This window comes from Streptomyces sp. JK94 (assembly GCF_053613315.1).
Genome location: NZ_JBSICH010000019.1, coordinates 202,325 through 223,781, shown reverse-complemented (window position 1 = coordinate 223,781; position 21,457 = coordinate 202,325). Strand labels below are relative to the sequence as shown.

The window sequence follows — 21,457 nt, the reverse complement described above, 5'->3', positions numbered from 1 at the left end:
GTCGGACTGGGTGCGGCTGCACTGACCGAACGGGTCGGACTGGGTGCGGCTGCACTGACCGAACGGGTCGGACCGGCCGATCTGGCCGGACTCGCCGAGCTGGTCGGACTGGCCCGACCGGCGGGTCCGGTCGGACCCGCCGGTTCGGTCGCCCCGCCCGAACCGGACGAGCACGCTGGCCACGCGGACGAAGAAGACCACGAGGGCCAGCACCGTGCCCGACCCGACGAGCAGGTCCCGGAGACCGGCGGGCGGACCGATGAGGTATGCCGGCCCCGCCACGGCCCCGAACAGAACGGCCGCCGCGAACACCGCGCTGCACAGCGCGTATCCGATCTCCACCGTGATCGCGTCCCGTTCGCCCTGCGTACGCCGTCCCCCGGAGGTGTCCATGCCGGCAAGTCTGCCAAATCCGCCCGTCCTTGACGGCCCGATGCCGACCGCGACCGCTCCGCTACGGTGCGCCCGTGGCGGCGAAGAAGGCCGAACAGACGCTCGTGACCCAGCGGCGCGGCATCCTGGCCCTGCACGCCCGCATCCAGTGTGAACTCGACCGCGCGCTGCACCGGCACGGCCTGGGCGGGAGCGACTTCGAGGTGCTCGACGTCCTGGTGGGCGCGCTGGACGAGGACGACTCCGGTTCCTGCGGATACCGCGTCCAGCAGATCTCCGAGCGGGTCCACCTGAGCCAGAGCGCGTTGTCGCGGCTGGTCGCCAGGCTGGAGAAGGACGGCCTCGTCGAACGCACCATGTGCCCGGAGGACCGGCGCGGCGTGCGGGTGGCGCTCACCCGGCAGGGACGGGTCGTCCACGGTCAGGTGCTCCCGGTGCAGCGGGCGGTGCTGCACCGGATGCCGGCCGGCTGACCACGGCGCCGCGTCGCGCGGTCCCGTTGGGCTCAGACGATGCCCGACCTCGCACGCCAGAGCGCGGCGAGCGAGGCGTCGCCGGTGACTTCGGGGAACGGCCGGCGGTTCCACAGCGCCGGGTAGAGCTGCGCGGCCGGTCCCCTCAGTTCGCAGTCGACGTCCCCGGAGTCGTCCCGCTCGGCCACGGGAGGCCGCGCGGTCAGCCGTACGGTCCACACGGCGCCCGGCACGTCCGTCGCGCGCACCCGCAGCGTGCGGGGCTCCTCCGTGCGGACCGCGCTCTTCGGACGGGCGTGGAAGGCGCACAGCAACTCGTCGATGCCGTCCACCGCGAAGTCCGCGCCGATGCCGGAGGGGGCACCGCCCCGGGCCGATTCGGCGTCGACCCGGTGCACGGTCGTCTCGTGCGCCTGCCGCCGGGCCCAGAACGCCAGCGGTGACGGCGCGGGCAGGAAGTGCCAGCAGCGTACGTCGGGCGCGGCGCCGGCGAGGGTGTCGACGAGCTGCCCGTGTCCGTCCCGGAACCAGGTCAGCAGGGCGCTGCCGTCGAGGTCGGGCAGGCCCCCGTCGGGCCGGGGGCCGGTGTGCCCCTCGGCGACGAACGCCTTCGCCCAGCGGTGTACCGCCCCCGTGTGCCGCAACAGGTCCCGCACCTGCCAGCCGGGGCAGGTCGGCACCTTGGCGTCGGTGCCCGCCGCCTCGGCCGCCGACGCCAGCAACGCGCCTTCACGGGACAGCACTTCGACGAACATGGCGGTTTCCATGACAGGCAGTGTGCCGGACGGAGCGGGCTCCGGGGGAGGCCCCGCATGAACCTGAGACTCCCCAGGGCGAACCTTCGCCGTGGCCTGCCGGTCTCCGCCGCCGGTCACGGCCGCCTGCCGTGGCCGCCTGTCGTGGCCGCGCGGCGTGGCCAAGCGGTGGCGGACCTCCGGCGGGGCGACTGCACCAGCGGCGTTGCCGGTTCCAGGGGCTGACCGCGCCGGGCACTGCCCGGCGCGGTCAGCCTGTGGCGCCCGCGCGCCGGGTCGCCACCGCGACGAGCACGGAGACCGCCGCGAGTGCCGCCACGCTGGTGAGCGCGGCGGACAGGGAGAACCAGTCCGCCATGAAACCGATCGCGGGCGGCCCGAGCAGCATGCCGCCGTAGCCCAGGGTCGACGCGGCCGCGACGCCGCCGGCGCCGCCCAGCGCGCCCGCCCGTTCGATCGCGACCGGGAAGATGTTGGCGAGCCCGAGTCCGGTGACCGCGAAGCCGGTCAACGCGGCCCACACCGACGGCGCGAGCGAGCCGAGCAGCATGCCGGCCACGGCGGTCGCGCCGCCCGCCACGACCGTGGTGGTCGGACCGAGACGCTCCAGCAGCGTCGTACCGGTCAGGCGGCCGACGGTCATGGCCAGCGCGAAGCAGGAGTAGCCCGTCGCCGCCATGCCCGGCGACGCGTCGAGGTCCTGTTCCAGGTGCAGGGCGCCCCAGTCGGCCATGGCCCCTTCGCCGTACGCCGTGCACAGGGCGATCAGGCCGAACGTGAGGACGAGGCGGCGGGTGCGGCCGTCCAGCCGGCGCGGGGCGTCCGCGTCCTCGTGCTCGTCCTCGTGCCCGCGGCCGGTCGGCGCGGCGGGCTCGCAGCGCAGCAGGGCGCGGCCCGCGAACAGGGTGACGAGCAGGCCGATCACGGTGAGGCCGAAGAGGTGCCGTACCGGCGACAGCGACCCGGCGACGAGCCCCCCGAGCCCGGCGCCGATCATGCCGCCGAGACTGAAGGCGGCGTGGAAGCTCGGCATGATCGGCCGCCGCACCACGGTCACCAGCTCGACGGCGGCGCTGTTGAAGGCGACGTTGATCCCGCCGTAGGCGCTGCCGAAGACCAGCAGCACGGCGCCGAGGGCGAGCGCGGAGTGGGTGAGCGGGGGCAGGGAGACGCTGAGGCAGAGCAGCACCGCGCAGGCGACGGTGACGGGATGGCTGCCGTAGCGGCGGCACAGACGCCCGGTGAGAACCATGGTGACGACCGCGCCCGCCGAGACGCCGAGCAGCGCCAGCCCGAGGGCGCTGGCCGAGGCACCGGTCTGCTCCTTGATGGCGGGAATCCGTACGACCCAGCCGGCGAAGACGAAGCCGTCGAGGGCGAAGAAGGCGGTCAGGGCGATGCGGAGGCGGGTGAGGTCGTCGCGGGGACCCGGCACGGCGTTGTGCGAACGGGTTTTGTTTATGAGCGGCACAAAGTGAGGCTAGAGGCGGGGCGGGAAGGGGGGCAAGAGCGTGACCGGGCCCGTGGGCGGGGGCGCGGCCCCGTGCGGGGCGTCGCATACGCTCGACACCACCATGAAGAACAACCTCACCCCCCTGGAACCGAAGGCCGACAAGGCCTCGGTCAGACGGCACAACCTCAGCCTGGTCCTGAGGGCCGTGCACGACGCGGGAGAGGCGACCAGGGCCGGTGTCGCCACGCATGTCGGACTCACCCGCGCGGCGGTGTCGTCCCTGGTCGAGCAGTTGCTGGAGTACGGCTTCGTCTCCGAGTGGGGAAAGACCAGCAGCGGTCAGGCGGGACGGCCCGGCACCGTCCTCAAGGTGTCCCGCTCGGGCCCGGCGGGCCTCGGCGTCGAGATCAACATCGACTACATCGCCGTGTGCGTCGTCGACCTCGCCGGCACCGACCGGGTCCGGCTCGTGGAGCACTCCGACAACCGCGGGGTACCGCCCGCCGACGTACTGGCCCGTGCGGCCCGGCTGGCGGCGCGCGCCCTCGGCTCGGCGGCGGAGCAGGACCTCGCACCGGCCGCCGCCCACGTCGCGCTGCCCGGCCTGGTGACCGGCGGCACCGTGCGCCAGGCCCCCAATCTGGGGTGGCGGCGGGTCGCCGTGGAGGGGCTCTTCGCCCACGCCCTGCTCGCGCTGCGCCCCGCCCACCGCCCCCTGCCGGTCAGCTCCGACAACGAGGCCAACGCCGCCGCCCTCGCCGAGCTGTGGTTCGGAGCGGGCACCGAGGGCCTGCGCAGCTTCCTGTACCTGACCGGTGAGATCGGCGTCGGCGGCGCGCTGGTGCTCAACGGCGAGCTGCTGCGCGGGGCGCACGGCTTCGCCGGCGAGATCGGGCACATGGTGGTCGACCCGGACGGGCCGCTGTGCCGGTGCGGGGCCCGCGGCTGCCTGGAGCAGTACGCCGGACAGGCCGCGCTGCTGAACGCCGCGGGCATCGACGCGGACACCGGCGCGCGGGGCGTCGCCGCACTCGAACGCCGCGCCCGGCGGGGCGACCCGGCCGCGCTGGCGGCGATCGAGGGGGCCGGACGGCGGCTGGGCTTCGTCGTGTCGGGCGCGGTGAACCTCTTCGACCCCGAGGCGGTGATGCTCGGCGGCGTCTACCGCGAGCTGATGCACTGGCTGGCGCCCGCCGTCGACCGTGAGCTCGCGCTCCGCGTCGTGTCGGGGCTGTGGAGCGAGGACGGGAAGCGGCTGCGGGCCTCCTCGTCCCTCGGCGACGCGGCCCGGGGCGCGGCCGGCGTGATCGTCCGCGAGGTACTGGCCGACCCGGCGGCGTACGCCGAACGGGAGCGGAGCTGAACGCGGGGGGCCACCCGGCCGGGGCCCCCCGCACCGCGGATCAGCCCCGGTTCGCGGCGATCATCTCCCGGTACCAGCGGTAGCTGTCCTTCGGCGTGCGCTCCTGCGTGTCGTAGTCGACCCGGACGATGCCGAACCGCTTGTCGTAGCCGTACGCCCACTCGAAGTTGTCGAGCAGCGACCACACGTAGTACCCGCGTACGTCCACGCCCGCGTCCATCGCCGCCCGCAGCGCGGACAGGTGGTCGCGCAGGTAGGCGACGCGGTCGGCGTCGTGCACCGCGCCGTCGGCGGCGGGCGTGTCGTCCTCCGCCGAGCCGTTCTCCGTGATGTGGATCGGCGGCAGCGCGTCACCGTACTGCTTCTTCAGCCGCACCAGCAGCTCGGTGAAGCTGTCCGGGACGACCGGCCAGCCCATCGCCGTGTGCCGGACGCCGGGGAGCCGCACCTCCTCGTAGCGGTTGTCGGTCGCCACGCGCAGTGCCGGGTCGTTCTCGCGGTGCGGCGCGTCGGCGACCACGATGGGCCGGTAGTAGTTGACGCCCAGGAAGTCCAGCGGCCGGGAGATCAGCTCCAGGTCGCCGTCGAGCCGGAAGTCCGCCCCGGTGATCAGCTCGCCCCAGGTCTCCTCCTCGGTGGCCGGGTAGCGGCCCGCGAGGATCGGCTCGGTCCACACCAGGTTGTGCTGGGTGTCCGCGCGGACCACGGCCGCCAGGTCGGCGGGGGAGTCGGTGGCCGGCAGGTTGCGGTCCAGGTTGAGCGTGATGCCCACCTCGCGCACCCCGGCCGCGCGCAGCGCCTGTACGGCCAGTCCGTGCCCGACCAGCAGGTGGTGGGCGGCGGCCAGCGCACCCCGGCCCTCCTTCGCACCGGGGGCGTGCCGGCCGATGGAGTAGCCGAGGAAGGAGCTGCACCACGGCTCGTTGAGGGTGATCCAGCGCGGCACCCGGTCGCCCAGGTGCTCGGCGACCACGGCCGTGTACTCGGCGAACCGCTCCGCCGTCTCCCGCACCCGCCAGCCGCCCCGGTCCTCGAGCGCCTGCGGCAGGTCCCAGTGGTAGAGGGTGGCCGCCGGCTCGATGCCCGCCGCGAGCAGTTCGTCGACCAGGCGGGAGTAGAAGTCCAGTCCCTTCGCGTTCACCGGGCCGGAGCCCTCCGGCACGATGCGCGGCCAGGCGATCGAGAAGCGGTACGAGTCCACGCCCAGGTCACGCAGCAGCGCCACGTCCTCCCGGTAGCGGTGGTAGTGGTCGCAGGCCACGTCACCGGTGTCGCCGTCCGCCACCAGACCGGGAGTGTGGCTGTAGGTGTCCCAGATCGACGGACCGCGGCCGTCCTCCCGTGCCGCGCCCTCGATCTGGTACGAGGCGGTCGCGGCACCCAGGACGAAACCGGGCGGGAAGCTGGGGTACTCACTCATGCTGTGCGGCTCACTTCCGTGTTCACGGGGTTCACTTGACGGAACCGCCGGTGATCCCGGCGGCGATGTACTTCTGGGCGAGGACGAGCAGGATCGCCGCGGGCACCGCGGAGAGCACGGACGCGGCCATCACCGAGCCCCAGTCACCGACGTGCGCGCCGATGTACTGATAGATGCCCAGCGTGATCGGCTTCACGTCGTCGGTGGTGTTCAGGGTGAGCGCGAACATGAAGTCGCTCCACGAGAACAGGAACGCGAACAGCCCGGAGGTGATGAGCGAGTTGCGGCTCATCGGCAGCACGACCCGGGTGAACGTCCGCACCGGCCCGGCGCCGTCGATCTGCGCGGCCTCGACGACCTCGCCCGGGATCGACACCATGAAGGAGCGCATCAGCACGATGGAGAACGGGATGCCCAGCGAGGCGTCCGCCAGCATCAGGCCGAAGTAGGAGTTGACCAGGCCCAGGTCGACGTACGAGTTGTAGAGCGCGTTGGCGATGACGATGCCCGGCACCATCTGGGTGATCAGCGTGCCGAACACGATGGTGCGCGAGCCGCGCAGCCCGAACCGCGCGAGGCCGTACGCCGCCGGCGCCGAGATCGCCAGGCAGATGGCGACCGCGCCGAGCGAGACGGCCAGCGAGGTCAGGAGGTTGCCGCCCTGGTCGCTGACGGCCTTGGAGAAGCCGGACAGGTCCAGGCTGCCCGGCACCGGGTCGACCTGGAGCAGTCCCGCCTCGGGCTGGAGCGCGGTGTTGAGCATCCAGTACAGGGGGAACAGCATCACGGCGAGGACGAGCACACCGGCGACGGTGGAGCCCCAGCGGCGCCGGGACGCGGTGGGCGTGTGGGTGGCCATCGTCGGTCACTTCCCCTCGGTGCGGTTGGCCCGCAGGTAGAACACCGCGAACACGGCGGAGATCAGGATGAGTACGTTGCCGACGACGGCGCCCGCGCCGAAGTCCAGCTGCACGAACGAGTTCTGGTAGGTGAGCGTGCCCAGTGTCTGGGTGGCGTCGGCCGGGCCGCCGTCGGTGAGCGCGAGGATCAGGTCGAGGATCTTGATCGTCGACATGAAGCCGAGCACGAGCACGACCGTGATGACGGGCTTGAGCACCGGCAACGTGACCGAGCGGAAGGTCCGCCACGCCGAGGCGCCGTCCAGGGCCGCCGCCTCGTGCAGTTCCTTCGGGATCTCCTGGAGGCCGCCGTAGAGGATGACCATGTTGAACGGGATGCCGATCCAGATGTTGACCAGGATCACCGACAGCAGGGCCATCTCCGGACTGGTCAGCCACGGTGTGTGACCGCCGGCCCCGAAGGTGTCCAGGAACGAGTTGAGCACGCCCGTGTCCTGGTCGAGGATGCGCCGCCAGACGATGCCGGACACCACCATGGGCACCAGCCAGGGCAGCAGGATCAGGGAGCGCAGCACCCCGTTCAGCGGGAAGCGGCGGCTGAAGAACACCGCGAGCGCCATGCCGATGCAGAACTGTCCGAGCAGCGAGCCCGCGGTGAAGACGAGCGTGTGCCACAGCGCCTTGCCGAACAGGGCGTCCCGGAACACGTGGGACCAGTTGTCGGTGCCGTTGAAGGGCGCCTCACCGGTGAAGAAGGTCTTCGGCGTGTAGTCCTGGAAGCTCATCAGGACGTTGCGGACGAGCGGGTAGCCGAAGAACAGCAGCATGAAGACGACGGCGGGGGCGACGAACCCCCACTGGGCGAGCCGGCGCCGGCGCCTGAGCCCGGCCGGGTCGGGCGCGGTGGCCGTCGGGGACGCCTTCGCGGGCGTCTGGGCGGTGACGGTGGACGTGGTCATGGGGCGCGTACCTCAGTTCCCGCTCGTGGCCCGCTGCTGGGCGCGCTTCAGGGCGGTCTCGCTGGACTGGCCGGTCAGGGCGGACTGGAAGGCGCTTTGCAGGGCGAGCGACACGCTCGACCAGCCGGCGCCGAGCTGCGCCGTCCGGGACCGTGCGACGGCCACCTGGTCGGCGAGGGAGTCCAGTTCCGGCACCCGCTCGCGCCAGACGGCGGCGGCCTTGGCGTTCGCCGGGACCATCCAGCTGTTGAGCGCGTAGGTCAGCTGCTCCTCCTCGCCGGACAGGCAGGCGACGATCTTCCCGGCCGTCTTCTCCCGCGCCTCGTCACCGGTGTTCGGCACGGTGAGCACGGCGCCTCCCAGGGGGCCCACCGAGTCGTCACCGGCCTCGGGCACGGGGATCGGCGCGATGCCCCAGTGCAGCGACTCGTCGGCGTTGAGGGTCTCCACCTGCCACGGCCCGTTGATCATCATGGCCGCGTTGCCGGCCATGAACTGGTCGTTGACGTCCGCCTGCGTCCAGTTGACCGTCGACTTCGACAGCGAACGGTCCTTCAGCAGGTCCTTCCAGTAGTCGAGGGCCTCGACGACCCGCGGGCCGTCCAGGTCGGTCTCGTCGCCGCCGTTGGACCACATGAACGGCATGAACTGGAAGACCCCGTCCTCAGCGCCGCCCGCGCTCAGGGCCAGGCCGTACTGCTTGCCCCGGGTGAGCTGCTGCGCGGTCTCCCGCAGCTCCTCCCAGGTGGCGGGCACCTCGACGCCCGCCTCGTCGAGAAGGTCCTTGTTGTAGAAGAGCGCGAGGGTGTTCACCGACCGGGCCGCGCCGTAGTACGTCCCCTCGTACGAGCCGAAGTCGACGATGCCCTCGGGGATGTCGTCGGTGCTCAGCCCGAGGGTCCGCAGATCGACCAGGCCGCCCGCGTCGGCGAAGGTCGGCATCTCGGACGCGTCGAACTGCACGACGTCGGGGAGCGACTTGGACGAGGCCATGCGCAGCGCCTTCGTCATCACCTGCGAGGCCGGCACGCTCTGCTGCTCGATGGTGACGCCCAGCCGCTTCCCGCACCGGGCCATGGCCTCCGCGTCCCAGCGGTGGTACGACTCGTCGGTCGAGGAGTTCAGCACGGTGTACACGTCGGCGTCACGCTGCTGGCCGCAGCCGGTCAGCGCCGCCCCGGCGACCAGGACGGAGACGGCGGCGAGCGGGGCGACCACGCGGCGTGAGGGTCCCCGCCCCCGGCGCCCGGTGGCAGGGGGATGAGCTGTCAAGGCGAGTGAGGTGAAGCGCTTCGACACAGTGCGGCCCTTGCTGTCGTACCGTCCGGCTTCCCTGCCGGACCGTTTTGTTTGATGTGATGACTAATACGTCACGGACGTGCTGTCGCGCTAGAGGAAAGTGGCCCCGGTCTCTTCGATCCGCGGGGTGAGGAACCTGTTCTTGTCGGTGATCACTGCTGATCAACGCGGTAATGTCGGCGCGAGGGGCTCGGCGGGCGCTTTTGTTCTGTGTACGATCAAAACGCTGTGAGGCGGCCCCCGCGCTCCCATCCGACAGCTCCCGTCCCACCCGAGGAAGATCATGAAGTTCACCGACGGCTTCTGGCTCATCCGTGAGGGTGTGCATCTCGCGTACGCGACCGAGGTCCGCGATGTGCGCCCCGAATCGAAGCGCTTCACCGCCCATGCCGCCGTGAAGAAGGTGACGCGGAGGGGGGACACGCTCAACGCGCCGCTCCTCACGGTCGAGTGCTTCTCTCCCGCCGAGGGCGTCATCGGCGTCCGCGTCACCCATCACGCGGGCAAACGCCGGCCGGGCCCCGACTTCGCCCTCGCGGGCGCGGCGGACGGTGCGGGGGCGGTGCGTGCGGACGGCGCGGTCACCGAGCTGACCAGCGGCCCGCTGACCCTCCGCCTGGACCGCGAGGGGCCCTTCGGCCTCACCTTCCACGACGCGGACGGACGCGAGCTGACCCGGGCGAACGCCAAGGGCACCGCGTTCGCCACCACCGGCGACGGCGCCCACCACATGCTGAGCCGGCTCTCCCTCGGGGTCGGCGAGCAGGTCTACGGCCTCGGCGAGCGCTTCACCCCGTTCGTGAAGAACGGCCAGGTCGTCGACATGTGGCAGGCCGACGGCGGCACCAGCAGCGAACAGGCCTACAAGAACGTCCCCTTCTACCTCTCCTCGCGCGGCTACGGCGTCTTCGTCAACCATCCCGGCGCCGTCTCCTTCGAGGTCGGGTCCGAGTCCGTCGGCCAGGTGCAGTTCAGCGTCGAGGACCAGACGCTGGAGTACTACGTCGTCGCCGGCCCCACGCCGAAGGACGTCCTCACCCGCTACACGGCCCTCACCGGTCGCCCCGCACTGCCGCCCGCGTGGTCCTTCGGCCTGTGGCTCACCACGTCCTTCACCACCTCCTACGACGAGGAGACGGTGACCTCGTTCGTCGACGGCATGGCCGAGCGGGGCATTCCGCTGTCCGTCTTCCACTTCGACTGCTTCTGGATGCGCGAGTACCAGTGGTGCGACTTCCGGTGGGACCCGGACGTCTTCCCCGACCCGGACGGCATGCTCGCCCGGCTCAAGGCCAGGGGTCTGAAGGTCAGCGTCTGGATCAACCCGTACATCGCCCAGAAGTCCCCCCTCTTCGACGAGGCCGCGGCTCTGGGCCACCTGGTGCGCCGGCCGGACGGCGACGTCTGGCAGTGGGACCTGTGGCAGGCCGGGATGGGTCTGGTCGACTTCACCAGCCCCGCGGCCCGCGACTGGTTCGCCGGGAAACTCAAGCCGCTGCTCGACCAGGGCGTGGACTGCTTCAAGACCGACTTCGGCGAGCGCATCCCCACCGACGTGGTCTGGCACGACGGCTCCGACCCCGAGCGGATGCACAACTACTACACCCACCTCTTCAACCGCACCGTCTTCGAACTGCTCGAGAAGGAGCGCGGACAGGGCGAGGCCGTCCTCTTCGCCCGCTCCGCGACCGCGGGCGGCCAGCAGTACCCCGTGCACTGGGGCGGCGACTGCTGGTCGTCCTTCGAGGCGATGTCCGAGTCGCTCAGGGGCGGCCTGTCCCTGTCCCTGAGCGGCTTCGGCTTCTGGAGCCACGACATCGGCGGCTTCGAGGGCACGCCCGACCCGGCGGTCTTCAAGCGCTGGCTGGCCTTCGGCCTGCTCTCCTCGCACAGCCGGCTGCACGGCTCCTCGTCGTACCGGGTGCCGTGGGAGTTCGGCGAGGAGGCGGTCGACGTCGCCCGCCGCTTCACCCTCCTGAAGCACCGCCTGATGCCCTACCTCTACGGCGTCGCCGCCGAGGCGCACCGCACCGGCGTGCCGATGATGCGGCCGATGGTCCTGGAGTACCCGCACGACCCGGGCTGCCGGATGCTGGACCGGCAGTACATGCTCGGTCCCGACCTCCTGGTCGCCCCGGTCTTCACCGAGGACGGGGAGGTCGAGGTCTACCTGCCCGAGGGCACCTGGACACATCTGCTGTCCGGCGAGCGCGTCACCGGCCCGGCCTGGCGCACCGAACGGCACGGCTACGACAGCCTGCCGCTGTACGTCCGTGAGGGCGCCGTCCTGCCGCTGGCCTCCGACGAACGGCGACCCGACGGGGACTGGCTGGACGCCCCGGTCCTGTTGCTCCACCCGCCCGCCGGGCGCGACTGGACGGCCGAGGCCACCGTGCCCGACCTGCTGGGCACGCCGGCCGCGACCTTCCGGGTACGGCGTGACGGCAACGTCCTGCGGGTCACCGCGAGCGGTACCGACCGGCCGTTCACCGTGCGCGTCGCGGGCGGCGCGAGCGCCGAGGGCTCGGGCGAGGTGAGCGTGCCCCTGGGGTGAGGCCCGTCGGCGGGGCGCCGGCCCGGCCCTCAGCGGGTGAGGGCGGCCAGCGCCGTCAGGAGCCGGTCCACGTCGTCCGCGCTGCTGTACGGCGCGAGCCCGACCCGCACACCGCCCGCGTCGCCGAGCCCCAGCCGGCGCGCGGTCTCCACCGCGTAGAAGGAGCCGGCGGGCGCGTCGACCGCCTGCTCGGCCAACCGCCGGTACACGTCGGCGGGGGCCAGGCCCGCCACGGTGAACAGCAGGGTCGGCGTGCGCCGGGCGGCCCGTGAGTACACGGTGATGCCGCCGAGGTCCGCCAGCCCTCGCTCGATCCGCTCGCGCAGCGCCTCCTCGTGGGCCTCCAGCGCCGCGAAGGAGGCGGCCAGCCGGTCCCGGCGGCTGCCCCGCGCGTCCGGCTCCAGGCCCGCGAGGAAGTCCACCGCCGCCCGGGCCCCGGCCAGCGACTCGTAGGGCAGGGTGCCCAGTTCGAACCGCTCGGGCACGCGGTCGGCGGACGGCAGCAGCTTGTCCGGGCGGAGCGACTCCAGCAGCTCCGCCCGGCCGGTCAGCACGCCCAGATGCGGCCCGAGGAACTTGTAGGGAGAGCAGACCAGCGAGTCCGCGCCGATCGCGGCCAGGTCCACCAGGGCGTGCGAGGCGTAGTGCACCGCGTCGACGTGGAACAGCGCCCCGGCCGTGTGCACGAGGGAGGCGAGCGCCGGCAGGTCGGGCATGGTGCCGATCAGGTTGGACGCGGCGGTGACCGCGACCAGCCTGGTACGCGGGCCCAGTACCGCCTCGACGTGTTCGGGCCGCAGCTCACCCGTGGCCGGATCGAAGTTTGCCCACCGCACGGTCGCCCCCGCCGACTCCGCGGCCTGCACCCACGGCCGGATGTTCGCGTCGTGGTCGAGCCGGGTGACGACCACCTCGTCGTCCGGTCCCCAGCCCTTGGCCAGCGTCCTCGACAGGTCGTAGACGAGCTGGGTGGCGCTGCGCCCGAAGACCACCGTCCCCGGCGTGGTGCCGAGGAGGTCGGCCAGGGCGGACCGGGCCTCGGTGACGATCCGGTCCGCGTTGCGCTCGCCCTCGGTGTTCCGCCCCCGGTTGGCGAGCGGGGCGGTCAGCGCCGCCGCGATCGCGTCGATCACCGGCTGGGGGGTCTGCGTGCCGCCCGGTGCGTCGAACCGCGCGGTGCCGGACTTCAGGGCGGGTACGTGCGCGCGGATCGCGGCGACGTCGAGGGCCATGTGCGCTCCAACCGAGGGCGGGGGGGTCCGGCCCCTCATGATCGCAGCCGGCCGGACGCCGGAACAGCCGCGGACGCGGAACACTTGCGGGCGGCGGGCAGTCACGGACGCCGCACCAGCCGCGGACGGCGACGGCCGCGGGTGGGCGCGTGTGGCGTACGGGTCAGGATGCCGCGGCGTGTGCCGGGTGCTTGTCCCGCCCGCCGGGGTGGCGGTGCCGCCAGATCCAGAAGACCGCGCAGGACAGCAGGGCCCACCCGCCCAGCACCAGGAAGGGGAACGCGTGCTGGTGGCCCTGGAAGTACACCGCCGTGTGCTGTGCGTTGACCGAGGCCCCGGGCGGCAGCCACTGGCCGATCGCCCCGAGCGGCGACGGCAGCAGCGGCCAGGACACCGCGCCGCCGGACGAGGGATTGCCGAGCAGCACCATCAGCCCCCAGGTGGGCAGCATCGCCCAGCGTCCGACCAGGGTGTTGAACATGGTGAAGACCATGCCGGACGCGAACAGGGTGAGCGCCAGGATCAGCCACGACTCGACGAACGGCAGGTCGAGCGCGTCGAGCAGCCAGTCCACCGTCGCGGCGATGGCGAACCCGCCGAGCAGGGCGTAGGCGGCCGTGAAGAGGATGCGTTCGAGGGGGGTCAGGGAGCGTGCGTGCACGCTGAGCTGGATGGCCCCGACGAAGCCGATGATCACCGCGGCCAGCGAGATGTAGAAGATCGCCAGTCCGCGCGGGTCGCCCTCCTGCAAGGGGTTGACGTCCCGGACGGTGACCCGGACGCCGGTCTTCTCCCCGACGGCCGGTGCCGTGTCGGCGAGCACCTCGGCGACCGAGGCACCCGAGGCGCTGGACAGGTCGAGCACGGCGGTCCGTCCGTCGTCGCGGAGCTCGAAGATGCCGAAGACCTCCTGGTCCTGGATCGCCTCACGGGCCTCGGCCGTGCTGTCGTAGGCATGCACCTGCACCGAGGCGTTCAGCGCCTTCTCCAGGCCGTCCAGGAACGCCCGGCCGCGGGCGTCCTCGTAGGAGCCGACCACGGCCGTGGGGAGCGAGTGCGGCGTCGGATCCGCCATCGAGTACGTGTACGAACCCGCGAAGAGACCTGCCGCCGCCGCGAGGATGAGGACCAGCACGGTGGCCGGCCAGAACGGCGACTGCCGGAACGTGGACCACCACTGCCCGCGCCGTGGAGGCTGGGCATGGGCGCCGTGGGACATGTGGGCCATGACCCGGACGCTTCCACAGCCCCGGTGAAAGGGCATCAAGAGCGCCCTCACCCGGGGGTGTGCGGAGCGTGACGCTGCCCCACCGGGCTCCGTGGCCGGCGCCACGGGAACCTGCCTCACGGTGCCGGACTGCCGGCCGGCGCGGCCCTGCTCGTGCGACCGGGGAGGGTAGCCGGGGAGCCGGTGCTCCACGGACGACGGCTTCGGACCGCTCACGTCTGCCCCCCTTCGGGCGACGTTTCGGAAGGCCCAGAGGACTCCAAGGGGTCCATGGGGCTTCAGAGGACTCCAGAGGACTCCAGAGGACTCCTGGGAGCGCTGGCGCGATCCGGCCGGTGCCGGCCCTCTCTGCGGTCGGCCCCTCTGCCGGTCGGTCACTTCGGCGGTCGGCCGGTGCGAGGGTCCGCCTGCCGCCTGCCGCCTGCCGCCTGCCGCCTGCCGCATCCGTACAGGCCGGGGGGTTGTCCAGGCATTGGCCCCGCGCCTATGGTCTGCCACGGAGCAAGCGCTTTCTATCGGCGCGCGCGTGCCCTGTCGTGCGCCGGCGTCCGAGGAGGACCGCATGTCCGCACGTCCCGTCCGCCGCCGAGTCGCCGTGGTCGGTACCGGTGCCATCGTCACCGGCAGCCACCTGTCCGCCCTGAGAGCCCACGCCGACCGGACGGAACTGGTGGCCGCCGTGGACGTGGACGGGGCCCGGCTCGACGCCTTCCGGGCCGAGGCGGGCGGGGACGTCGCCGGGTACACCTCGATGGGCGCCATGCTGGACGCCGTACGCCCCGACCTGGTCCTCATCGGTACGCCGCCGTCCCTGCACCGGGAGCAGACGGTGGCCGCGCTCAAGGCGGGCGCCTGGGTGCTGTGCGAGAAGCCGCTGTGCCTGTCCCTCGCCGAGTACGACGACGTCGCGGCGGCCGAGGAGGCGTCCGGCGCCTACGCCTCCGTGATCTTCCAGCACCGGTACGGCTCCGGCGCCGCGCACGCCCGGGACCTGATCGCGGGCGGCGAGCTGGGTGCCCCGCTGGTCGCCCACTGCCAGACCACCTGGCACCGCGACGCCGCCTACTACGCGGTGCCGTGGCGCGGACGCTGGGCCACCGAGGGCGGCGGCCCGACCATGGGGCACGGCATCCACCAGTACGACCTGCTGCTGCACCTGCTCGGACCCTGGGCGGAGGTGCGGGCCATGGCCTCACGCATGGTCCACGACACCGAGAGCGAGGACGTCTCCATGGCCCTGGTGCGCTTCGCGAACGGCGCCCTGGCCACCGTCGTCAACAGCGTGCTCTCGCCGGACGAGGTGAGCCGCGTCCGCGTCGACTGCGCCGACGCCACGGTCGAGCTGACCCACCTGTACGGCCACCGCAACGACGACTGGACCTACACCCCCGCCCGGCACGTCGCCCCCGAACGCGCCGCCGCCTGGCGCACCCCGGCGGCGGACGTGCCCAGCTCGCACACCGCGCAGCTCGGTGCCGTGCTCGACGCCCGGGACGCGGGTGAGCGGCCGCCCGGCAGCGGTCCGGACGCCCGCGCCACACTGGAGTTCGCCGCCGCCCTCTACAAGGCGGCGTTCACCGGAAACCCGGTCCTCGCGGGTGAGATCGCGCCCGGCGACCCCTTCCACGCGGCCATGCACGGCGGCCACCCCGACTGGGCCCCCGGGGAGCGCGCGTGAGCACCCTGCGCGTCACCCACACCCACGGCGACCACGTGGCGGTCACCGCGGGGAACGGCACCGAGATCCTCCGCTACGTCTACCGCCCCGACCCCGAGGCCTTCGAGTCCCGCAAGCCCTACGCCCACCCGGTGCGCACCCTCGCCGGGCGCACGGTCACCGGGTACCGTCCCAGCGACCACCGCTGGCACAAGGGTTTGCAGATGACGGCCAGCCACCTCTCCGGCCAGAACTTCTGGGGCGGCAACTGCTACGTCCACGGCGAGGGCTACCTGCCACTGCCCGAGCGGATCGGCTCGATGCGGCACGACGGCTTCCCGGTCCTCACGGCCCGGGACGACCGGCTCGCCGTCACCGAGCACCTCACCTGGCTCGAGAACGGCGGCGCCGAATGGGCCCGCGAGGAGCGCGGTCTGACCCTCCACTCGGTCGACGAGGAGGCCGGTGCCTGGGTCCTGGACTGGTCGATCCGCCTGACGAACACCCGCGGCGAGCCACTGGTGTTCGGCTCACCGACCACCGCGGGCCGGGAGATGGCCGGCTACACCGGGCTCCAGTGGCGCGGCCCCCGCGACTTCACCGGCGGAACCGCCTTCGCGCCGGGCACCGATGCGGAGGCCGCCGGGCTGATGGGCACCCAGGGCCCCTGGCTCGCCTTCACCGCCGAGCACGACGACGTCGACGCCCACTCCACGCTCGTCTTCGCCCACGCGCCGGAGAACCTCGACGAGGAGAGCGCGGTCCACCCCTCGCACTGGTTCGTGCGCACCGAGCCGTTCCCGACCGTGGCCTTTTCCTGGGCGTTCTTCGAGGAGTTCCGGTTGCCGCCGGACGAGTCCTTCGCCTACCGGTACCGCATCGTGGTCGCCGACGGCGCCTGGGACGCAGACCGGGTCGGCGCGTACCTCAAGGGGCTGCCGTGGTGAGCGGCTCCGGAGTCCGGTGAGGCGTCCGGTCCGCCCACGCCCCCGTTCACCGACGTACTGAGCGTCGGACCGGCCACGGCCCGATCTCTGCCTGCTGCTGCTCGCCGTGGCGACGGCCGCGCACCGGCTCCCGGACGGTGTCGTCGCCGGCGTCCTGGTGCCGCGTTTGCGGGCGTCGGCGCTCAGGAGGGCCGACGTGCGTCGGGCACAGGCCCGTTGAGCGGCAGGGGGCCGTGAGCGGCGGACGTTCACATCCCGTTCCCCTGCCCCGCACAAGAGTTGACGGAGCATTGGGCCGACGGATGTGTGCAGGGGCGGCCGAACTGCGCATCATTTTGACATGAACCTGCGGCCCGAGGGGCGGGCCGCAACCTCCTGGAGGTGTGGGATGCACCGTAGACTCGCCACCGGACTCGCCGCCTCGGCCATGGCCGTGACCACCGTCTTCGCCACCGCCGCGACCGCCGACGCCGCTCCCGCCGACAAGTCGCAGGTGCTCGCGAGCTGGACCCAGACCAGCGCGTCGAGCTACAACACCTGGACCGCCGCGCGGGCGAACCAGTCCGCCTGGGCCGCCTACGGCTTCGACTGGACCACCGACTACTGCTCCACCTCGCCGGACAATCCGTTCGGTTTCCCTTTCAGCACCTCCTGCGCACGGCACGACTTCGGCTACCGCAACTACAAGGCCGCGGGCGCCTTCAGTGCCAACAAGACCCGCCTCGACAGCGCCTTCTACGAGGACCTCAAGCGTGTCTGCGCCCGCTACGGCGGAGCCACCAAGACCGCCTGCGACAGCACGGCGTGGACCTACTACCAGGCCGTCCGGGCCTTCGGCTGACGCACCGCCGAACGGGTACGGAGGGCTACGCCGCGGCCGGCGGGCGGACCGGCCGCGGGCCCGCCGCCGGGGCGGCCGCCGCGACCGCGAGCGCGACGGCCGCACTGGCGATGCCCAGGACGGCGCCCGCGGCCACGTCACCGGGATAGTGCACACCGGTGTGGACCCGGGAGTAGCCGACGGCGCCCGCCAACGCTCCGAGCGGGACGGCGGCCACGGGCAGGATCACGCCGACCGCCGTGGCGAACGCGACCGCCGAGGCCGTGTGCCCGGACGGGAACGACGCCGACGCGGGCATGGGCACATGCCGGTCCACCGTCACCCGCGCCGCCTCCCGGTCCGGCCTCGCCCTGCGCACCAGCCGCTTGCCCAGCAGGTTCGCGGAGACCGACGCCACGGCGACCGCCCCCACCCCGACGAGGGCCGCCCGGCGCGGCCGTGCACCGCCCAGGGCGAGCGCCCCCGCGATCCCGAGCGAGACCTTCGCGTGGTCGGCGGCGTGGGACAGCCGGCGCAGCGCTCGGTCGAGCGTGGGCGTCGACGTGGCGGCCACCGCACCGTACAGGGCGCCGTCCACGGCGCGCAGATCGCCGAGCACGGCGGCGAACGTCCGCCGACGCGCACGAGGCGGTCCGCGGTCCGGCGCGAGCGGGCCGCGCGTGTCGCCGTCGGCGTTGGTCGGTTCGGTCATGGGCTCCTGCTCCGCGGGTCGAGGGCCCGGCGTCCTGCCCGAGGGTGCCGTGGCCCGTCGGCGTACCAGCCTGGCCCGTCACCGGCCCCGGGGCGCGCCGGCGGGGGCCGTCCGGGGCATCCGCGAACCGTCCCGGGGGCCCGGTGAATGACGCGCCGCAGTGACCGCGGCTCACCCCGGCGACGGCGTGGGTGGTGGTGACGGGCGGGGCGGCCGACGTGGTGACGAGCGAGGACAGGGCTTCCTCCGAGCGGCGGGGCCCATACGGGCAGGGGTGTCTCCGGCCGCCGTCATGCACACCCCCGCAGGGTAACGGCGCAACCCGTCGGAGCGCCTTGACTTACTACCCCCCAGGGGTATGCTGAAGTGCAGAAAGAGGTCTCCGTGCGAGCGGTAAGCCCGGGAGCGAGAGGGGGAGGACCGTCATGCACACCGGACTGAGGGTCACCGCGTTCGCCGCCGCACTGGCGGCCACCTTCGGCACCGCCTACGGCGTGGGCAGGGGGATGGACCAGGGTGTCGCCGACGACCCGCCCGCAGCCCACGGCGAGCACGGCCGGCCGTCGCCGGACCCGGAGGAGGGCGGCGGACAGGGGAGCACGTCGCCCGGCGGACTGCAGATCTCCGAGAACGGCTACCGCCTGGACCTCGCGACCCCGCACGTCACCGCCGGCCGGCGCACCGAGCTGCGCTTCACCGTCCGTGACGGCAGCGGCCAGGCGGTCACCGCGTACCAGCGCGAGCACGACAAGGAACTCCACCTCGTCATCGCCTCACGCGACCTGGCCACCTACCGCCACCTGCACCCCACCCGCGCCGCCGACGGCACCTGGAGCACCCCCGTCGACCTGCCCGGCGCGGGCGGCTACCGCGTCTTCGCCGACTTCACCCCGGCGAAGAGGGGCGCCGGGAACCTCACCCTCGGTGCCGACCTCGCCGCTTCCGGCCGTTACGAACCCGCACGCCTGCCGGCCCCGGACGCGACCGCCCGGACCGACGGCTACCAGGTCCGGCTCGCCGGAACCCTGCGCCCCGGCAGGGCGAGCGAACTGAAACTGCACGTCACCCGCGACGGCGAACCCGTCACGAACCTGCAGCCCTACCTCGGCGCCTACGGCCACCTGGTTGCCCTGCGGGCCGGCGATCTCGCCTACCTGCACGTCCACCCGAACGGTGAACCCGGCGACGGCACCACGAAGCCCGGCCCGCAGATCTCCTTCACGGCCACCGCGCCCAGTGAGGGCGCCTACCGCCTCTTCCTGGACTTCCGGCACCAGGGCAAGGTCCACACCGCGGCGTTCACCGTGCGGGCCGGAGCGGCACCGAGCGCACAGCACCCCGCCGCACCCGCTCCCAGCGCTCCGGCAGAGCACTCCGACGGTCACGGGCACTGACGGCCGCAGCCGTCCACGGCCGCCGGGAGCACCGGGCGGCCCGAACCGCGCGGGCCCCTAGGCCATGACGACCCGGACCCCCGTCTCCTCGAACCGCCGTACCGCGTCCGGATCGGCCGCACCGTCCGTGACCAGGGTGTCCACCGACTCGGCCGCGCAGATCCGGGCGAACGCCCGCCGGCCCAGCTTGCTGGAGTCGGCGGCCACGACCACGCGCTCGGCACGCTCGCACAGCAACCGGTTGATCGCGGCCTCCGCCTCGTCGTGGGCCGCGGCGCCGTGTGCCACGTCGAAGGCGACGACACCGAGGACCGCCACGTCGACCGTCACCTGGCCCAGCACCCCGTCCGCGAGTGGCCCGACCAGCTCGTACGACTGCGCCCGGGCCACCCCGCCGGTCACCACGATCTTGAACTGCGGCCGGACGGCCAGCTCGTTGGCGATGTTGAGCGCGTTGGTGACCACGGTCAACGCGGGTGTGCCGGAGGTCAGGTCGGCTCGTACGGCCAGGGCGCGCGCCACCTCGGTGGTGGTGGTGCCCCCGGTCAGTCCCACCGCCTCGCCGGGCGCCACCAGGGCGGCGACCGCCTGCGCGATGCGCTGCTTCTCCGGGGCCCGGCGGGCCGTCTTGTAGCGCAGCGGCAGTTCGTACGACACCCCGTGCACGACCGCACCCCCGCGCGTGCGCCCGAGCATCTGCTGCTCGGCGAGCCGGTCGAAGTCACGGCGGATCGTCGCGGCCGAGACCTCCAGCTCGGTCGCCGCCTCCTCGACGTCCAGCCGGCCGCGCTCGACGAGCAGCTCCAGCAGCGCCTTCCAGCGGGCGTCGCGCGACATCCGCGCCTCCGTTCCTCGATCTCCCGCCGACCCTAACGCACCGTATTCCTCCCGCAGATTGCTTGATCGTGCTCGGAAGGCGGCTATATCTTGCAGGAACGAACAGACCGGCCGATCGGCGGGGGCCCGGGTCCGGGCAGCGACGGATCGACGGATCCAGGGTCCGGCGGGCCGACGGGCACGGCTCGGTGAGCGGGGAGTGTGCGGCATGACGTACGTCGAGGACGAGCTCAACAGCCAGCCCGAGTGCTGGACACGCGCCGCCGAACAGGCGGACCGGCACCGCGCGGCGCTCCCGGCGGAGGGCGAGCGGGTCGCGGTCGTCGGCTGCGGCACCTCGTACTTCATGGCCCAGGCGGCGGCGGCGCTGCGCGAGGACGCGGGCCTGGGCGAGACGGACGCCTTCGCCGCCTCCGAGTTCCCACGGGGCCGCGCGTACGATCGCGTCGTCGCCCTGACCCGCTCCGGGACCACCACCGAGGTGCTGGAACTGCTCGCCGCGCTCCGGGGCCGCACCCGCACCGTCGCGCTCACCGCGGACCCGGACACCCCCGTCATGACCACCGCCGACGAGGTGGTGGTCCTCGACTTCGCCGACGAACGCTCCATCGTGCAGACCCGCTTCGCGACCACCGCCCTCACCCTGTTCCGCGCCCACCTGGGGCTGCACACCGACGCGGTCGTCGCCGACGCCCGCACCGCCCTCGCGGCCGGGCTTCCCGAAGGGCTCGTCGAGAGCACCCAGTTCACCTTCCTCGGCCGGGGCTGGACCGTCGGACTGGCCAACGAGGCGGGCCTGAAGATGCGTGAGGCCTCCCTCTCCTGGACCGAGGCGTACCCGGCGACGGAGTACCGGCACGGCCCCATCAGCATCAGCACCGCCGGCACGGCGACCTGGATGTTCGGCGAAGCACCCGACGGACTGGCCGGCCAGGTCCGGGACACCGGCGCGCTGTGGGTACCGGGGGACCTCGATCCGCTCGCCGAACTGGTCCGCGCCCAGCGGCTCGCCGTCGTCGTGGCCGCCGCCCGGGGCCTCGACCCCGACCGGCCCCGCCACCTCACCCGCTCGGTGATCCTCGCCCCCTGACGCCCGCCCCG

The 21,457-nt window shown here is 73.0% G+C and carries 18 protein-coding genes and 1 pseudogene; 8 read left to right on the top strand and 11 right to left on the bottom strand.

What is annotated here, in order from left to right; genetic code table 11:
* Positions 1–123 precede the first annotated feature (123 nt).
* A pseudogene (locus ACVV2G_RS19170) lies at positions 124–393 on the bottom strand (DUF6332 family protein); the annotation flags it as partial.
* 74 nt (positions 394–467) lie between these two features.
* On the opposite strand from ACVV2G_RS19170, the gene ACVV2G_RS19165 reads away from it, so the two are divergent.
* Entirely contained in the window at positions 468–866 is a 399-nt protein-coding gene (locus ACVV2G_RS19165) for a MarR family winged helix-turn-helix transcriptional regulator (protein ID WP_453843938.1), read from the top strand.
* A 32-nt stretch (positions 867–898) separates the two neighbouring features.
* Here the strand turns inward: ACVV2G_RS19165 and ACVV2G_RS19160 are convergent, their stop codons facing one another.
* Together ACVV2G_RS19160 and ACVV2G_RS19155 are read right to left on the bottom strand one after the other, a co-directional pair.
* The gene (locus ACVV2G_RS19160; protein WP_453843937.1) at positions 899–1,633 is read right to left on the bottom strand and encodes a maleylpyruvate isomerase family mycothiol-dependent enzyme; all 735 of its coding nucleotides are present in this window, start codon (positions 1,631–1,633) and stop codon (positions 899–901) included.
* Positions 1,634–1,871: 238 nt separating this feature from the next.
* Complete coding sequence (locus tag ACVV2G_RS19155; protein WP_453843966.1) at positions 1,872–3,056, bottom strand: MFS transporter; 1,185 nt, start codon at positions 3,054–3,056, stop codon at positions 1,872–1,874.
* A gap of 139 nt (positions 3,057–3,195) precedes the next feature.
* Between ACVV2G_RS19155 and ACVV2G_RS19150 the strand changes: the two genes are divergently transcribed.
* Entirely contained in the window at positions 3,196–4,437 is a 1,242-nt protein-coding gene (locus ACVV2G_RS19150) for an ROK family protein (protein ID WP_453843936.1), read from the top strand.
* A gap of 40 nt (positions 4,438–4,477) precedes the next feature.
* Here ACVV2G_RS19150 and ACVV2G_RS19145 read toward each other — a convergent pair whose 3' ends face one another.
* From ACVV2G_RS19145 to ACVV2G_RS19130, 4 genes are read right to left on the bottom strand one after another with little or no spacing between them, the layout of a single operon-like run.
* Positions 4,478–5,857 (bottom strand): GH1 family beta-glucosidase, encoded by a 1,380-nt coding sequence (locus ACVV2G_RS19145; RefSeq protein ID WP_453843935.1) that lies wholly within the window; start codon positions 5,855–5,857, stop codon positions 4,478–4,480.
* Positions 5,858–5,888: 31 nt separating this feature from the next.
* Positions 5,889–6,716 carry a carbohydrate ABC transporter permease gene (locus ACVV2G_RS19140; protein WP_453843934.1) on the bottom strand — a complete coding sequence of 276 codons (828 nt, stop codon included), beginning with the start codon at positions 6,714–6,716 and terminating at the stop codon, positions 5,889–5,891.
* A 6-nt stretch (positions 6,717–6,722) separates the two neighbouring features.
* Positions 6,723–7,676 (bottom strand): carbohydrate ABC transporter permease, encoded by a 954-nt coding sequence (locus tag ACVV2G_RS19135; protein WP_453843933.1) that lies wholly within the window; start codon positions 7,674–7,676, stop codon positions 6,723–6,725.
* 12 nt (positions 7,677–7,688) lie between these two features.
* Positions 7,689–8,948: an ABC transporter substrate-binding protein gene (locus ACVV2G_RS19130; RefSeq protein WP_453843932.1), complete on the bottom strand. Its 1,260-nt coding sequence runs from the start codon at positions 8,946–8,948 to the stop codon at positions 7,689–7,691.
* Between the two features lie 310 nt (positions 8,949–9,258).
* On the opposite strand from ACVV2G_RS19130, the gene yicI reads away from it, so the two are divergent.
* On the top strand, positions 9,259–11,529 hold the full coding sequence (yicI, locus tag ACVV2G_RS19125) for an alpha-xylosidase (RefSeq protein ID WP_453843931.1): 2,271 nt from the start codon (positions 9,259–9,261) through the stop codon (positions 11,527–11,529).
* A 29-nt stretch (positions 11,530–11,558) separates the two neighbouring features.
* On the opposite strand, the gene ACVV2G_RS19120 is transcribed toward yicI, so the two are convergent.
* Positions 11,559–12,761 (bottom strand): cysteine desulfurase-like protein, encoded by a 1,203-nt coding sequence (locus ACVV2G_RS19120; RefSeq protein WP_453843930.1) that lies wholly within the window; start codon positions 12,759–12,761, stop codon positions 11,559–11,561.
* Between the two features lie 163 nt (positions 12,762–12,924).
* Positions 12,925–13,989, bottom strand: a complete 1,065-nt coding sequence (locus ACVV2G_RS19115) for an ABC-2 transporter permease (RefSeq protein WP_453843929.1) — start codon at positions 13,987–13,989, stop codon at positions 12,925–12,927.
* Positions 13,990–14,551: 562 nt separating this feature from the next.
* Between ACVV2G_RS19115 and ACVV2G_RS19110 the strand changes: the two genes are divergently transcribed.
* The 3 genes from ACVV2G_RS19110 (at position 14,552) to ACVV2G_RS19100 (ending at position 17,434) form a co-directional block, all read left to right on the top strand.
* Positions 14,552–15,667, top strand: a complete 1,116-nt coding sequence (locus ACVV2G_RS19110; protein ID WP_453843928.1) for a Gfo/Idh/MocA family protein — start codon at positions 14,552–14,554, stop codon at positions 15,665–15,667.
* Positions 15,664–16,593 carry a DUF6807 domain-containing protein gene (locus ACVV2G_RS19105; RefSeq protein ID WP_453843927.1) on the top strand — a complete coding sequence of 310 codons (930 nt, stop codon included), beginning with the start codon at positions 15,664–15,666 and terminating at the stop codon, positions 16,591–16,593. The genes ACVV2G_RS19110 and ACVV2G_RS19105 overlap by 4 nt, the downstream gene beginning before the upstream one ends.
* A gap of 388 nt (positions 16,594–16,981) precedes the next feature.
* Positions 16,982–17,434 carry a phospholipase gene (locus ACVV2G_RS19100; RefSeq protein ID WP_453843926.1) on the top strand — a complete coding sequence of 151 codons (453 nt, stop codon included), beginning with the start codon at positions 16,982–16,984 and terminating at the stop codon, positions 17,432–17,434.
* A 25-nt stretch (positions 17,435–17,459) separates the two neighbouring features.
* On the opposite strand, the gene ACVV2G_RS19095 is transcribed toward ACVV2G_RS19100, so the two are convergent.
* Positions 17,460–18,125 (bottom strand): phosphatase PAP2 family protein, encoded by a 666-nt coding sequence (locus ACVV2G_RS19095; protein WP_453843925.1) that lies wholly within the window; start codon positions 18,123–18,125, stop codon positions 17,460–17,462.
* A 425-nt stretch (positions 18,126–18,550) separates the two neighbouring features.
* On the opposite strand from ACVV2G_RS19095, the gene ACVV2G_RS19090 reads away from it, so the two are divergent.
* Entirely contained in the window at positions 18,551–19,519 is a 969-nt protein-coding gene (locus ACVV2G_RS19090; RefSeq protein ID WP_453843924.1) for a hypothetical protein, read from the top strand.
* Positions 19,520–19,576: 57 nt separating this feature from the next.
* On the opposite strand, the gene ACVV2G_RS19085 is transcribed toward ACVV2G_RS19090, so the two are convergent.
* Complete coding sequence (locus tag ACVV2G_RS19085) at positions 19,577–20,356, bottom strand: DeoR/GlpR family DNA-binding transcription regulator (RefSeq protein ID WP_453843923.1); 780 nt, start codon at positions 20,354–20,356, stop codon at positions 19,577–19,579.
* Between the two features lie 208 nt (positions 20,357–20,564).
* Between ACVV2G_RS19085 and ACVV2G_RS19080 the strand changes: the two genes are divergently transcribed.
* Entirely contained in the window at positions 20,565–21,446 is an 882-nt protein-coding gene (locus tag ACVV2G_RS19080) for an SIS domain-containing protein (protein ID WP_453843922.1), read from the top strand.
* Positions 21,447–21,457 lie beyond the last annotated feature (11 nt).

Excerpts from the sequence above, each read along its gene's own strand:
- ACVV2G_RS19135 (WP_453843933.1), bottom strand. The coding sequence starts at position 7,676 with ATGACCACGTCCACCGTCACCGCCCAGACGCCCGCGAAGGCGTCCCCG.
- ACVV2G_RS19110 (WP_453843928.1), top strand. The coding sequence starts at position 14,552 with ATGTCCGCACGTCCCGTCCGCCGCCGAGTCGCCGTGGTCGGTACCGGT.
- ACVV2G_RS19100 (WP_453843926.1), top strand. The coding sequence starts at position 16,982 with ATGCACCGTAGACTCGCCACCGGACTCGCCGCCTCGGCCATGGCCGTG.
- ACVV2G_RS19150 (WP_453843936.1), top strand. The coding sequence starts at position 3,196 with ATGAAGAACAACCTCACCCCCCTGGAACCGAAGGCCGACAAGGCCTCG.
- ACVV2G_RS19085 (WP_453843923.1), bottom strand. The coding sequence starts at position 20,356 with ATGTCGCGCGACGCCCGCTGGAAGGCGCTGCTGGAGCTGCTCGTCGAG.
- ACVV2G_RS19120 (WP_453843930.1), bottom strand. The coding sequence starts at position 12,761 with ATGGCCCTCGACGTCGCCGCGATCCGCGCGCACGTACCCGCCCTGAAG.
- yicI (WP_453843931.1), top strand. The coding sequence starts at position 9,259 with ATGAAGTTCACCGACGGCTTCTGGCTCATCCGTGAGGGTGTGCATCTC.
- ACVV2G_RS19140 (WP_453843934.1), bottom strand. The coding sequence starts at position 6,716 with ATGGCCACCCACACGCCCACCGCGTCCCGGCGCCGCTGGGGCTCCACC.
- ACVV2G_RS19080 (WP_453843922.1), top strand. The coding sequence starts at position 20,565 with ATGACGTACGTCGAGGACGAGCTCAACAGCCAGCCCGAGTGCTGGACA.
- ACVV2G_RS19090 (WP_453843924.1), top strand. The coding sequence starts at position 18,551 with ATGCACACCGGACTGAGGGTCACCGCGTTCGCCGCCGCACTGGCGGCC.
- ACVV2G_RS19115 (WP_453843929.1), bottom strand. The coding sequence starts at position 13,989 with ATGGCCCACATGTCCCACGGCGCCCATGCCCAGCCTCCACGGCGCGGG.
- ACVV2G_RS19095 (WP_453843925.1), bottom strand. The coding sequence starts at position 18,125 with ATGACCGAACCGACCAACGCCGACGGCGACACGCGCGGCCCGCTCGCG.
- ACVV2G_RS19160 (WP_453843937.1), bottom strand. The coding sequence starts at position 1,633 with ATGGAAACCGCCATGTTCGTCGAAGTGCTGTCCCGTGAAGGCGCGTTG.
- ACVV2G_RS19145 (WP_453843935.1), bottom strand. The coding sequence starts at position 5,857 with ATGAGTGAGTACCCCAGCTTCCCGCCCGGTTTCGTCCTGGGTGCCGCG.